Source organism: Streptoverticillium olivoreticuli subsp. olivoreticuli, assembly GCF_003391135.1.
Taxonomy (GTDB): Bacteria; Actinomycetota; Actinomycetes; order Streptomycetales; family Streptomycetaceae; genus Streptomyces; species Streptomyces blastmyceticus.
Map to the genome: position 1 here is coordinate 7,575,296 of NZ_CP031455.1, position 12,338 is coordinate 7,587,633.

General features: G+C 73.3%; 13 protein-coding genes. 6 read left to right on the forward strand and 7 right to left on the reverse strand.

Going from position 1 to position 12,338, the window contains the following annotated elements:
• Window positions 1-72: 72 nt before the first annotated feature.
• Window positions 73-1,128: a lipoate--protein ligase family protein gene (locus DXZ73_RS32855; protein ID WP_205519277.1), complete on the forward strand. Its 1,056-nt coding sequence runs from the start codon at window positions 73-75 to the stop codon at window positions 1,126-1,128.
• A gap of 10 nt (window positions 1,129-1,138) precedes the next feature.
• Here the strand turns inward: DXZ73_RS32855 and DXZ73_RS32860 are convergent, their stop codons facing one another.
• The 5 genes from DXZ73_RS32860 to DXZ73_RS32880 all read right to left on the reverse strand — a co-directional run bounded on the left by DXZ73_RS32860 (window position 1,139) and on the right by DXZ73_RS32880 (window position 6,655).
• The gene (locus tag DXZ73_RS32860; RefSeq protein WP_116214591.1) at window positions 1,139-1,822 is read right to left on the reverse strand and encodes a GNAT family N-acetyltransferase; all 684 of its coding nucleotides are present in this window, start codon (window positions 1,820-1,822) and stop codon (window positions 1,139-1,141) included.
• Between the two features lie 225 nt (window positions 1,823-2,047).
• The gene (locus DXZ73_RS32865; protein WP_116214592.1) at window positions 2,048-3,052 is read right to left on the reverse strand and encodes a TIGR03842 family LLM class F420-dependent oxidoreductase; all 1,005 of its coding nucleotides are present in this window, start codon (window positions 3,050-3,052) and stop codon (window positions 2,048-2,050) included.
• 11 nt (window positions 3,053-3,063) lie between these two features.
• Window positions 3,064-4,464, reverse strand: a complete 1,401-nt coding sequence (hydA, locus tag DXZ73_RS32870) for a dihydropyrimidinase (RefSeq protein ID WP_116214593.1) — start codon at window positions 4,462-4,464, stop codon at window positions 3,064-3,066.
• Window positions 4,461-5,732, reverse strand: coding sequence for an aspartate aminotransferase family protein (locus tag DXZ73_RS32875; protein WP_116216032.1), 1,272 nt, complete (start codon window positions 5,730-5,732; stop codon window positions 4,461-4,463). Before DXZ73_RS32875 ends, hydA begins: the two co-directional genes overlap by 4 nt.
• A gap of 80 nt (window positions 5,733-5,812) precedes the next feature.
• Entirely contained in the window at window positions 5,813-6,655 is an 843-nt protein-coding gene (locus DXZ73_RS32880; RefSeq protein WP_116214594.1) for a nitrilase-related carbon-nitrogen hydrolase, read from the reverse strand.
• Window positions 6,656-6,818: 163 nt separating this feature from the next.
• Here DXZ73_RS32880 and DXZ73_RS32885 point away from each other — a divergent pair, with 163 nt between their 5' ends.
• The 5 genes from DXZ73_RS32885 to DXZ73_RS32905 all read left to right on the forward strand — a co-directional run bounded on the left by DXZ73_RS32885 (window position 6,819) and on the right by DXZ73_RS32905 (window position 11,412).
• Window positions 6,819-7,250 (forward strand): MarR family winged helix-turn-helix transcriptional regulator, encoded by a 432-nt coding sequence (locus DXZ73_RS32885; protein WP_116214595.1) that lies wholly within the window; start codon window positions 6,819-6,821, stop codon window positions 7,248-7,250.
• Entirely contained in the window at window positions 7,247-8,539 is a 1,293-nt protein-coding gene (locus DXZ73_RS32890) for an MFS transporter (RefSeq protein ID WP_240351599.1), read from the forward strand. The genes DXZ73_RS32885 and DXZ73_RS32890 overlap by 4 nt, the downstream gene beginning before the upstream one ends.
• Before the next feature lie 10 nt (window positions 8,540-8,549).
• Window positions 8,550-9,101 carry an isochorismatase family protein gene (locus DXZ73_RS32895; protein ID WP_116214596.1) on the forward strand — a complete coding sequence of 184 codons (552 nt, stop codon included), beginning with the start codon at window positions 8,550-8,552 and terminating at the stop codon, window positions 9,099-9,101.
• A 323-nt stretch (window positions 9,102-9,424) separates the two neighbouring features.
• A complete protein-coding gene (locus tag DXZ73_RS32900) occupies window positions 9,425-10,900 on the forward strand; it encodes an AlkA N-terminal domain-containing protein (RefSeq protein ID WP_116214597.1) in 1,476 nt (491 codons plus the stop codon).
• A gap of 5 nt (window positions 10,901-10,905) precedes the next feature.
• The gene (locus tag DXZ73_RS32905) at window positions 10,906-11,412 is read left to right on the forward strand and encodes a methylated-DNA--[protein]-cysteine S-methyltransferase (protein WP_116214598.1); all 507 of its coding nucleotides are present in this window, start codon (window positions 10,906-10,908) and stop codon (window positions 11,410-11,412) included.
• On the opposite strand, the gene DXZ73_RS32910 is transcribed toward DXZ73_RS32905, so the two are convergent.
• Both DXZ73_RS32910 and DXZ73_RS32915 read right to left on the reverse strand, forming a co-directional pair.
• Window positions 11,409-11,999 carry a hypothetical protein gene (locus DXZ73_RS32910; protein WP_116214599.1) on the reverse strand — a complete coding sequence of 197 codons (591 nt, stop codon included), beginning with the start codon at window positions 11,997-11,999 and terminating at the stop codon, window positions 11,409-11,411. The two genes, DXZ73_RS32905 and DXZ73_RS32910, sit on opposite strands and share 4 nt — an antisense overlap.
• Window positions 11,996-12,283: a hypothetical protein gene (locus DXZ73_RS32915; RefSeq protein ID WP_116214600.1), complete on the reverse strand. Its 288-nt coding sequence runs from the start codon at window positions 12,281-12,283 to the stop codon at window positions 11,996-11,998. The genes DXZ73_RS32910 and DXZ73_RS32915 overlap by 4 nt, the downstream gene beginning before the upstream one ends.
• Window positions 12,284-12,338 lie beyond the last annotated feature (55 nt).

Here is a 12,338-nt window from a genome sequence, read left to right on the forward strand (position 1 = left end):
GCCCGAGAGTTACGGTTGATCCCGTTGTCGGCCGGGTGGCCGGCCGACGGAGAACGAGCGGGAGGACGCGCCGTGCACGGCGAATACAAGGTTCCGGGCGGAAAGCTCGTCGTCGTGGACCTGGAGGTCGAGGACGGGGCGCTGCGTCACGTCCGGGTGGCCGGTGACTTCTTCCTCGAACCGGACGAGGCGCTCCTCGACATCAACCGGGCCCTGGAGGGCGCGCCCGCCGACACCCCCGCCCCGCAGCTCGCCGCGCGCATCGACGCGGCCCTGCCCGAGGGCACGGTGATGTTCGGCTTCTCCGCCGAGGCCGTGGGCATCGCCGTCCGCCGCGCGCTGGCGCAGGCCACCGACTGGCACCACTACGACTGGCAGCTGATCCACGACGGCCCGCAGTCCCCGGCCCTGCACATGGCGCTGGACGAGGTGCTGACGGCCGAGGTCGCGGCCGGGCGCCGCCCGCCGACGCTGCGGGTATGGGAATGGGAATCTCCCGCTGTAGTCATCGGCAGCTTCCAATCACTGCGCAACGAGGTCGACTCCGAGGCTGCCGAGCGCTATGGCATGACCGTTGTGCGCCGGATCAGTGGTGGTGGAGCCATGTTTGTTGAGCCCCAGAGCACCATCACCTATTCGCTGTGCGTCCCTGACTCGCTCGTTCAAGGGCTCTCATTCGCGGATAGCTACGCCTACCTCGACGACTGGGTCCTCGGCGCGCTGGAGGGCATGGGTGTCAAGGCGTGGTACCAGCCGCTCAACGACATCGCCACCGAGGCCGGCAAGATCGCGGGCGCCGCGCAGAAGCGGGTGGTCTCCGGCGACGGCGCGGTGCTCCACCACGTGACCATGGCGTACGACATCGACGCCGACAAGATGCTCGACGTGCTCCGGATCGGCAAGGAGAAGCTCTCCGACAAGGGCACCAAGAGCGCCAAGAAGCGGGTGGACCCGCTGCGCCGCCAGACGGGCCTGCCGCGGGACGCCGTCATCGAGCGCATGGTCGCCTCCTTCCGCGGCCGCTACGGCCTGACGGAGGGCTCGGTCACCCCCGAGGAGCTGGCCCGCGCCGAGGAACTGGCCGCGACGAAGTTCAGCTCGCAGGAGTGGACGGCGCGCGTCCCGTAGGAGGGCGCGGCTACGCCGACATCAGCGGACGTATCCGCTCCGCCGTGGGCCCCGCCGCGACCCGCTGTTCGAGCCGGTCCCGTACGTGGGGCCACTCCTCGTCGAGGATCGAGTAGAACGCCGTGCCCCGGACCATGCCGTCCAGGCCGCGGGTGTGGGCCCGGCGCACCCCTTCGAGGGCCGCGCCGAGCCGCTCGATCGCGGCGCGCGAGCGCAGATTGCGGGCGTCGGCGCGCAGGGACACGCGCCGCACGCCCCACGTCTCGAAGGCGTGGCGCAGCATGAGCAGCTTGGCCTCGGTGTTGATCCCGGTGCCCTGGGCGCGCGCGGAGAGCCAGGTGCCGCCGATCTCCGTCGCGTCGGGCACCGCGGTGAGCGGGTCGCCCAGCGGCTCGCGCGGAGCCGGCGGCCAGGGCACCGGGCCCTGCCAGTAGTCCAGCTCGCAGAACCGGGTCGAGCCCACCACCAGGCCGTCCGCCGCGCGCACCACGGCGAACGGCAGCGCCCGCCCCGCCGCCCGGGCGGCCAGCGCGTCGGCGACATAGCGCTCCGCGGCCGCCACCCCATGGGGCACGGGCGTGAAGACGTAGGAGCCGCGGTCCTCGGCCGCCGCCGCGGCCAGGGCCTCGACGTGCCGCTCGCCGAGCGGCTCCAGCCGCGCGCTGCGGCCGTGGAGGAAGACGGGGACGGGCATGGGCCTTGCCTCCTTCAGCGGGGGGACGGTGAGCGCCCGGTGCGTGCGTCGCGTGCGCCGGGTGTGGCCAGTGTGCGTCCGGATAGTCCCCGGTCGGGGGACGGGAAGGCGAAAGGCAGGAGACGGCCAGGTGAAGGCGGGGTGCGGGGGTTCCGGCGGCCCTCGAGCTCCCCGATCACCGGGCGGGCCCGCTCCACGCGGCCCGTCCGGTGACCGGGGAACGGCCTATGAGCCGGTCAGTGCGGGAATGATGTGCTGACCGTACGCGTCGATGGTCGACTCCTTCGCGTCGTGCATCGCGTAGATCGCGAACTGGTCGACCCCCAACTCCCGCAGCTCCTCCAGCCGTTCGCGGTGCGCCTCCACGGGGCCGAGCAGGCAGAAGCGGTCCACGATCGTGTCGGGCACGAAGTCCGTGGAGGGGTTCCCCGCGCGGCCGTGGTGGCTGTAGTCGTAGCCCCGGCGCTGCTTGATGTATTCGGTGAGGGTCTCCGGCACCAGGCCGGAGTGCTCGCCGTACCGCTCGACGAGGTCGGCGACGTGGTTGCCCACCATGCCGCCGAACCAGCGGCACTGCTCGCGCGCGTGGGCCAGGTCGTCGCCCACATAGGCGGGCGCGGCGACGCAGACGGTGATGGAGTCCGGGTCGCGCCCGGCGTCGGAGGCCGCGGTCCGCACGGCCTTGACCATCCACTCGGTGAGGAAGGGGTCGGCGAGCTGGAGGATGAAGCCGTCGGCCTCCCGCCCGGCGAGGGCGAGCGCCTTGGGGCCGTACGCCCCCATCCAGACCGGCAGCCTGCCGTCGCGCACCCAGGGCAGCCGGATCGCCGTGCCGCCCACGTCCGTCTCGCGCCCCTCGGCGAGGTCGCGGATGACGCGCATCGCCTCGCTCAGGGTGGCGAGGGTGTTCGGCTTGCGGCCGGCCACCCGCATCGCGGAGTCGCCGCGGCCGATGCCGCACACGGTGCGGTTGCCGTACATGTCGTTGAGCGTGGCGAAGGTGGAGGCCGTGACCTCGGGGGTGCGGGTGGAGGGATTGGTGACCATGGGCCCGACGATCAGCCGCTCGGTGTGGTCGAGGATGCGGCTGTGGATGACGAACGGCTCCTGCCACAGCACGGCGGAGTCGAAGGTCCAGCCGTAGCGGAAGCCGGCGCCCTCGGCGCGGCGCATCAGGTCCACCACGGCGGAGGCGGGCGGGTCGGTCTGCAGGACGATTCCGAAGTCCACGGCGGTGCTCCTTACGCGAGGTACTGACAGGTGGTGCGAGGTACATAGCGGCCGTGCCCGGCCCGCCCCGTGAACCGCCGCTGCTCGATGACGGTCTCGCCGCGTGACAGGACGGTCTCGACCCGCCCGGTGATCCGCTTCCCCTCGTACGCGCAATAGTCGACGTTCATGTGGTGGGTCGCGGCGGAGAGGGTCTGCTCCGCGTGCGGGTCGTAGATGACGATGTCGGCGTCGCCGCCGGGGGCGATGCCGCCCTTGTGCGGGGCGAGGCCGAACATCCGGGCGGGGGCGGCGCAGGCGATCTCGATCCAGCGGCGGCGGGTGATCCGGCCCTCGACGACCGCCTGGTGGAGGAGGTCCATGCGGTTCTCCACGCCGGGCAGGCCGTTGGGGATCTTCGAGAAGTCCCCGCGGCCGAGCTCCTTCTGGCCGGAGAAGCAGAACGGGCAGTGGTCGGTGGAGACCACCTGGAGGTCGTCCGTGCGCAGCCCGCGCCAGAGCGCGTCCTGGTGCTCGCGGGGCCGCAGGGGCGTCGAGCAGACGTATTTGGCGCCCTCGAAGCCCGGCTCGGCGAGATTGTCGGTGGACAGGAAGAGATACTGCGGGCAGGTCTCGCCGAAGACCGGCAGGCCTGCATCCCGCGCCTGGACCAGCTCGGCGAGCGCCTCCTCGGCGGAGACGTGCACGACGTAGAGGGGGCTGCCCGCCACCCGGGCGAGCTGGATGGCCCGGTGGGTGGCCTCGGCCTCCAGCAGGGCCCTGCGGACCTCGCCGTGATAGCGCGGATCCGTGTGGCCCGCGGCGAGGGCCTGCTCCACCAGGACGTCGATGGCGATGCCGTTCTCGGCGTGCATCATGATCAGCCCGCCGTTGCCCGCGGCGCGCTGCATGGCCCGCAGGATCTGCCCGTCGTCGCTGTAGAACACCCCCGGGTAGGCCATGAAGAGCTTGTACGACGTGACGCCCTCGCCCACCAGGAGGTCCATCTCCTTGAGCGAACCCTCGTTCACATCGGAGAGGATCATGTGGAAGGCGTAGTCGATCGCGCAGGTGCCCTCGGCCTTGGCGTGCCAGGTGTCGAGCCCCTCGCGCAGCGCCCCGCCGCGCGGCTGGACGGCGAAGTCGACGACGGTCGTGGTGCCGCCCCACGCCGCGGCGCGGGTGCCCGTCTCGAAGGTGTCGGAGGAGGCGGTGCCGCCGAAGGGGAGGTCGAAGTGCGTATGGGCGTCGACCCCGCCGGGGACGACGTACTTCCCGGTGGCGTCCAGCGTGCGGTCCGCGGTCCAGCCCTGGGCGAAGGCACTGTCGGGCGTGGCCAGGGCGGCGACCTTGCCGTCCTCGATCAGGACGTCCGCCCGCGTCTCCTCGGCGGCGGTGATGACGAGCCCGCCGCGAATGGCCGTTCTGGTCATGGGCGTTCCTCTCCTTCGGCGCGCTGCACCTGACGCAGGGTCTCCTCGATGATCGCGGCGCCTTCCTCGGCCTCGGCGACGGTGAGGCTCAGCGGCGGGGCGATGCGCAGCACGTTCGCCTCGCGGCCGCCCTTGCCGATCAGCAGGCCGCGCTCGCGGGCGTGCTCCAGGGCGAGCGAGGCGGCCTCCGGCGCGGGCGACCCGTCGGGCCGTACGAGCTCGACGCCGGCCATCAGGCCCCGGCCGCGCACCTCGCGGACGACGGGGAGCCCCGCGGCGATGGCGCGGAGCCGCTCGATGAGCAGGCCGCCGACGCGGCGGGCGTTGCCCTGGAGGTCGTGCTCCAGCAGATAGGTGAGGTTGGCCAGGCCCGCGGCCATGGTGACGGGGCTGCCCCCGAAGGTCGAGATGGAGTTGGCGGACAGGCAGTTCATGACCTCGGCGCGGGCGACGACCCCGCCGATGGACATGCCGTTGCCGATGCCCTTGGCGAAGGTGAGGACGTCGGGCGGGCCGCTCGCCGCGTGCGCCTGCCAGCCCCAGAAGTGGTCGCCGGTGCGGCCCCAGCCGGTCTGCACCTCGTCGGAGATCCACAGGATGCCGTGGCGCGCGAGGACTTCGCGGAACGCGGCGTACAGCCCGTCGGGCGGTGCGGTGAACCCGCCGACGCCCTGCACCGGTTCGGCGATCAGGGCGGCGACGTTGCCGTGCGCCTGGCCGAGCATGTCCTCCAGGTCGGCGACGCACGCCGCGATGAACTCCCCGTCGGACAGCGCCGCGTACGGCCCGCTGCCGCGCACGCCGCCGTGCAGATAGAGCGTCTGCAGGGGGGAGAGGCTGGTGGGGGACCAGGAGGCGTTGCCGGTGACGGCGACCGAGGAGAAGGAACGGCCGTGGTAGCTGTTGCGCATCGCCAGGATCTGATTGGAGCGGCGGTGGGTGGTGGCCAGCAGCAGGGCCGCGTCGTTGGCCTCGGTGCCGGAGGTGGTGAAGAAGACCCGGGCGTCGGGGATCCCGGAGAGGGAGGCGATCCGCTCGGCCAGCTCCACCATGTGCCGGTCGAGATAGAGCGTGGAGGTGTGCAGGATCCGGCCGGCCTGCTCGGCGACCGCCTTGGTGACCTCGGGGAGGGCGTGGGCGGTCATGGTGGTGAGGATGCCGCCGAAGAAGTCGAGGTAGCGGCGGCCCTGGACGTCCCACACATGGCGGCCCTCGCCGTGGGTGAGCTCCAGCGGCTCGCGGTAGTAGAGCGCGAGCCACTCGGGCATCACGGCCCGGTGCCGGACGTGCAGCGAGGCGGCGGCGGACGGCGCGGGAGCGGCGGGAGCGGCCCCCGGGGGCGCGGCGCTCACGGCCGGACCAGCCCTTCGTAGGCGTCGGGCCTGCGGTCGCGGTAGAAGGCCCACTGCTGCCGCACCTCGTCGATGAGGCCGAAGTCCAGGTCGCGGACGACCAGTTCCTCCTTGGTGTCGCTGGCGACGTCACCGACGAACTGACCGCGCGGGTCCACGAAATACGAGGTGCCGTAGAAGTCGTTGTCGCCGTACTCCTCGCGGCCCACGCGGTTGATCGCGGCGATGAAGTACTCGTTGGCGACGGCGGCCGCGGGCTGCTCCAACTGCCAGAGGTAGGCGGAGAGTCCGCGCGAGGTCGCCGAGGGGTTGTAGACCAGCTGGGCGCCGGCCAGGCCGAGCGAGCGCCAGCCCTCGGGGAAGTGGCGGTCGTAGCAGATATAGACGCCGACCTTGCCGACGGCCGTGTCGAAGACGGGCCAGCCGAGGTTGCCCGGTTTGAAGTAGTACTTCTCCCAGAAGCCCTTGACCTGGGGGATGTGGTGCTTGCGGTACTTCCCCAGATAGCGGCCGTCGGCGTCGATGACGGCCGCCGTGTTGTAGTAGAAACCGGACTGCTCGATCTCGAAGACGGGCACGACGATCACCATGCCGGTCTCCCGCGCGAGCTCCTGCATCCGTCGCACGGTGGGCCCGTCGGGCACCTCCTCGGCCCAGCGGTAGTGCTCGCTCTCCTGCACTTGACAGAAATACGGGGCGTTGAAGACCTCTTGGAAGCCGATCACCTGCGCGCCCTGCGCGGCGGCGGCGCGGGCGTGCTCCTCGTGCTTGGCGATCATCGACTCGGTGTCGCCGGTCCAGGTCGCCTGAACCAGAGCGGCGCGCACAACATTGGCCATGAGCTGCTCCTTTGCCGGGGCGTCAGCCAGGCTGACACGCGTAGATCCGCGTGTGCCTGCGACCGTATGACCCGTCACGCTCGGTGGCAAGACCAGCACGCCGCCTGTGGATAACCAGACAGGCAAACTTGCAAGTTTGTCTGTTGTTATTTACGGTGGAACCATGAGTGACAAGGAACAGGAACGCGTCGCGGCCGACCTGGCCGCCACCGTCTCCCAGCTCATGAGACGCCTGCGCACGGCCTCGCCGCAGGGTGCTCTCACCCCGTCCCAGCGCACCGTGATCGGCCGGCTCGGCACCGACGGCCCCGCCACGACCGCCGCCCTGGCCCGCGCGGAGCTCGTCCGCCCCCAGTCCATGCGCGTGATCCTCGGTGTCCTGGAGGACATGGAGATCGTCGCCCGCTCCCCGCACCCCACGGACGGCCGGCAGGTCGTCTTCTCCCTCACCCCCGAGGGAGAGGAGGCCCTCGCGTCCGTGCGGGACTCCAAGAACAGCTGGCTCGCCTCCGCCATCGAGCGCCGCCTCGACCCCGACGAACAGCGCACCCTGACCGAGGCCACCCGGCTGCTCAAACGTCTGGTCGAGGAGTGAGCCTCAGAGGTGCGCCCCGGACCCCCGCCACCGGGGCGGCGCACGACAACGGCGGGACGGCGCGGGGGGACGACGCGCCCGCCGCGACCCACGCGCCCGGCTTCGGCGGCCGCCTCATGGCGCCCCTCCTGCTGGGCTCGGTCCTCAACCCCGTCAACACCACCGCGATCGCCACCGGCCTCGTCGCCATCGGCCGCGACTTCGGGACCGGCCCGGCCGGCACCGCCTGGCTGATCTCCTCCCTCTACCTCGCCAGCGCCGTCGGCCAGCCGCTCATGGGCCGCCTCGCCGATCTCCTCGGCCCGCGCCGCGTCTTCCTCGCCGGCCTCGTGGTGGTGTGCGCCGCGGGCCTGACCGGGGCGCTCGCCCCCGGCCTCGGGTGGCTGATCGCCGCCCGCGTGCTGCTGGGCATCGGCACCTCCGCCGCGTACCCCGCGGCCATGGCCATGCTCCGGGCCGAGTCCCTGCGCGTCGGCCGCGAACCTCCGCGCACCGTCCTCGGGCGGCTCTCCCTCGCGGCGCTCGGCAGCGCCGCAGTCGGTCCCGCGCTCGGCGGGCTGCTCACCGCCACCACCGGCTGGCGCGGCATCTTCGCCGTCAACGTGCCGCTCGCCCTGATCCCGCTGGTCCTCGGGCTGTGGTGGCTGCCGCGCGACGGCGCCCTCCCGTCCCGCGGGGCCGGACGCCCCGCCGAGCGCACCCCGCTGCCCGCGCTCCTGCGCAACCGCCCCCTCGCCGTCACCTATCTGCGGCACGGGCTCGCCTACCTCACCATCTACTGCACGCTCTACGGCTTCACCCAGTGGCTGGAGGAGGCGCACGGCTACTCCTCCCTCGCCACCGGCCTCGTCATGCTCCCCATGTCCGGTGCGGCGGCGGTCTGTTCACTGCTCGGCGCCCGTACGAAGGGCATCCGCGCGCCCCTCACCACGGCGGCCGCCCTGCTCGCCCTCGGCAGCGGAGGACTGCTCCTCGCGCACGGCGGCTCCCCGCTCGCCGCGCTGCTGCTGACCTCCGTGCTCTTCGGCGTACCGCAGGGCCTCGCCTCCACCGGCAACCAGGCGGCCGTCTACGCCCAGGCCCCGCCCGGGGGCGTGGGCGCCGCGGCCGGACTCCAGCGCACCGCCCAGTACCTCGGCGCCATCGCCGCCACCGCCCTGCTCGGCCTCTGCTACGGAGCGCGGGCCACCGACACCGGCCTGCACCACCTCGCCACCGTCACCGGTGTGCTGAGCCTGTCCCTCGTCGTCCTGACCGTCACCGACCGCGCCCTGCGCACCCGCACCTGAGGAGATCCCCATGCCCGCCACCACGCTCGACCCCAACACCGCGCTCGTCCTCGTCGACCTCCAGAAGGGCATCCTCGCCCTCCCCACCGTCCACCCGTCCGCCGAGATCCTGGGCCGCGGTGCCCAACTGGCCGCCGCCTTCCGCGAGCGCGGCCTGCCGGTCGTCCTGGTACGGGTCGTGGGCGCCGCGCCCGGCCGCTCCGAGGCGCCCCTGCGCGGCGGCCGGTTCCCGGCCGACTTCGCCGACCTGGCCCCCGAACTCGACCGCCAGGACAGCGACATCGTGGTCACCAAGCACACCTGGGGCGCCTTCCACGCCACCGACCTCGACCTCCAGCTGCGCCGCCGCGGCGTCACCCAGATCGTCCTCGCGGGCATCGCGACGGGCGCGGGCGTCGAGTCCACCGCCCGCGCGGCCCACGAGCACGGCTACCACGTGACGGTCGCGACCGACGCCGTCACCGACCTCGACCCGGAGACCCACCGCGTCGCCGTCGAGAAGGTCTTCCCGCGCCTGGCAGAGACGGACACGACGGAGAACATCCTGAAGCTGCTCGCCTGACGGGAGCCGCCGGGTCCTGTGGCCGGCTGCGGGCCGCGCCGTCCGCACCGCCGCTGCGCGGCGGTGTCCTCGGACGCCGGACGGGCCGGATGCGGCTGATGTCGGTGCGCATTCGGCCCGCGCGGGCCGGCCCGTCCGGGGCCCGGCAGGGCGCCCCGCCGCAGGCGGCCCGTGGGCCCGCGGCCGGGCAGAGGCCTGCCGGACACGCCTCCCCGTCGCCTCGGCCCGGGGCACTCCGACCCGATCCGCCGGGTGCCCGGTCCCTCCACGTCCATGTCGGATTTCCGCGAGCCAAGGCGGCCCGCGCGGACGATCCTGGAGGCATGTACACCGACTTCGACCGCTGTGTCAGGGCCGTCCGCTCCAAGGACGCCCGCTTCGACGGGTGGTTCTACACCGCCGTGCTCACCACACGCATCTACTGCCGTCCGAGCTGCCCGGCCGTGCCGCCGAAGGACCGGAACATGACCTTCTACCCCAGCGCGGCCGCCGCCCAGCAGGCCGGGTTCCGGGCCTGCAAGCGCTGCCGGCCCGACGCCAGCCCCGGCTCGCCGCAGTGGAACGAGCGCGCCGACCTCGTCGCCCGGGCCATGCGGCTCATCGGCGACGGCACGGTCGACCGCGAGGGCGTCCCCGGCCTCGCCGCCCGCCTCGGCTACAGCACCCGCCAGATCGAGCGCCAGCTGCTCGCCGAGCTCGGCGCCGGGCCGCTCGCCCTGGCCCGCGCCCAGCGTGCCCAGACCGCCCGCATCCTCATCGAGACCAGCGAACTGTCCATGGCGGACGCCGCGTTCGCCGCCGGCTTCTCCTCCATCCGCACCTTCAACGAGACCGTCCGCGAGGTCTTCGCACTCTCGCCCAGCGAACTCCGCGCCCGCGCGGCGCGCGGCCGGCACCCCACCACCCCCGGCGTGCTGACGCTCCGTCTGCCCTTCCGGGCGCCCCTGTGCCCCGACAACCTCTTCGGCCACCTCGTGGCGACCGCCGTGCCGGGCGTGGAGGAGTGGCGCGACGGCGCGTACCGCCGCACCCTGCGCCTCCCGTACGGCCACGGGACCGTCGCCCTCGCCCCGCGACCCGACCACATCGACTGCCGCCTCGCCCTCTCCGACCTGCGCGACCTGGCCGGAGCCATCAGCCGCTGCCGGAGCCTCCTCGACCTCGACGCGGACCCGGAGGCGGTGGACGAACTGCTGGGCGCCGACGAGCGGTTGGCGCCCCTGGTCGCCAAGGCCCCCGGGCGGCGGGTGCCGCGCACCGTGGACCCCGAGGAGTTCGCCGTGCGGGCCGTGCTCGGCCAGCAGGTGTCGACGGCCGCGGCCCGTACGCTCGCCGCCCGTCTCGTCACCGCCCACGGCGAGCGCGTCGACGACCCCACGGGCGGCGGCCTGACCCACCTGTTCCCCTCCGCCGAGGCTCTGTCCGGGCTCGACCCCACGGCGCTCGCCATGCCCGGGGGGCGCCGCACCACCATCGTGACACTCGTCCGGGCCCTCGCGTCCGGTGAGCTCTCCCTCGGCGTCGGCAGCGACCGGTCGCAGGCGTACGCGCGGCTCGCCGAGCTCCCCGGCATGGGCCCGTGGACCACCGGGATCATCGGGATGCGGGCGCTCGGCGACCCCGACGCCTTCGTGCCGACGGACCTCGGCGTCCGCCGCGGCGCCGCGGCCTGCGGCCTCCCCGCGACGCCCGGGGCACTGACCCGGCACGCCGCCGCGTGGCGGCCGTGGCGGGCGTACGCCGTCCAGCACCTGTGGGCGGCCCATGACCACCCCATCAACGACATGCCCGAGGACTGAGCACCATGCAACGCGTACACACCGTCGCCGACAGCCCCATGGGTCCCCTGACCCTCGTCGCCACCGACGGCACCCTGTCCGGCCTCTACATGACCGACCAGCGGCACCGGCCGCCCGAGGAGACGTTCGGCGGGCGGGACGAGCGGCCGTTCACCGAGGCCCTGCGCCAGCTGACGGCGTACTTCGCGGGCGAGTCGACCCGCTTCGAGCTCCCGCTGCGGCTGGACGGTACGCCGTTCCAGCAGCGCGTCTGGGCGGGGCTTCAGGAGATCCCGTACGGCGAGACGCTCTCGTACGGCGAACTCGCCGAGCGGATCGGCGCGCCGGGCGCCTCCCGCGCGGTCGGTCTGGCGAACGGCAAGAACCCCGTCGGGATCATCGTTCCCTGTCACCGGGTCGTCGGCTCGACGGGCGGACTCACGGGCTACGGCGGCGGTCTGGACCGCAAGCGCGCGCTCCTGGCCCTGGAGCGCGGCGCGGACGCGGCCGACGGACAGCCCCGGCTGTTCTAGTCCTCGGGTGTCAGCGGGCGCTTGTAGTACGCCCAGGGAAAGGAGCCCGCCCCCACCGACACCCACCCCTCCGCCTCCATCCGCCGGCGCCGGTTGCCGACGGCGAACGGCACGCGGCGGTGCTCCCACGGCCGGTCCGACGCCTCGACCACGTGGAAGAACGGGCCGTAGTCGACGACGTGCCAGCCCTCCAGGCCCGCTTCCGCGAGCGCGGCCATCTCGTCGAAGGCGGTCAGCGGAGTCAGCACCCGCCGCTCCGGCGCCCCCGGCCCCCCGGCCGTCGCGCCGGGCGCGGCCGCCGTCGCCTTCGCGGCGAACCGCTGCTGCGCGGCCTGCCGGCTCACCCCCAGGATGCGGCCGATGGTGTCCCAGCTGTGGCCCGCGGCCCGCGCTCCCTGCACCGCCTCGCGCAGCAGGCGGCTGGTCTCCTCGGCGCCGACGCGGGTGGCGGCCACCAGGCGGAGGTAGCCCGCGGGGTCGTGCTCCAGCGATTCGGCCAGTCCGTCCGGCGTGCCGAGCACGGCGGCCGCGATCCCCTCACGGATGCTCACGGCCTCTTCCGGGCCGATCAACTGCTCGTCGCTCATCGGTCGTCGGCCGTACGCAGGGGCTCCAGCGCGTCCAGCGCCGCGCGGTCGAGCTCGCGCCGCGCGGCCTCGGCCCTGCCGGACCACGCCGCCGCGGTGAGCAGGGTGATGGCCGCGAGAAGGACGAAGGCGGCGCTGCCCAGGGTGAGGTACGAGACGACGCCGGAGTCGTCGGACATCCGCGTCGCCATGAAGATCAAGGAGATCGAGACGGGGATCATGCCGAAGCCCGCGGCGCGGAGCGCGGTCCTGCGGTCGACGATCTGCTGCGCTGTGGCGATCATGGCGTCAAGGTTTCCTTGACGCTGATCATTTGTCAATCTTTCCTTGACGGTGGGC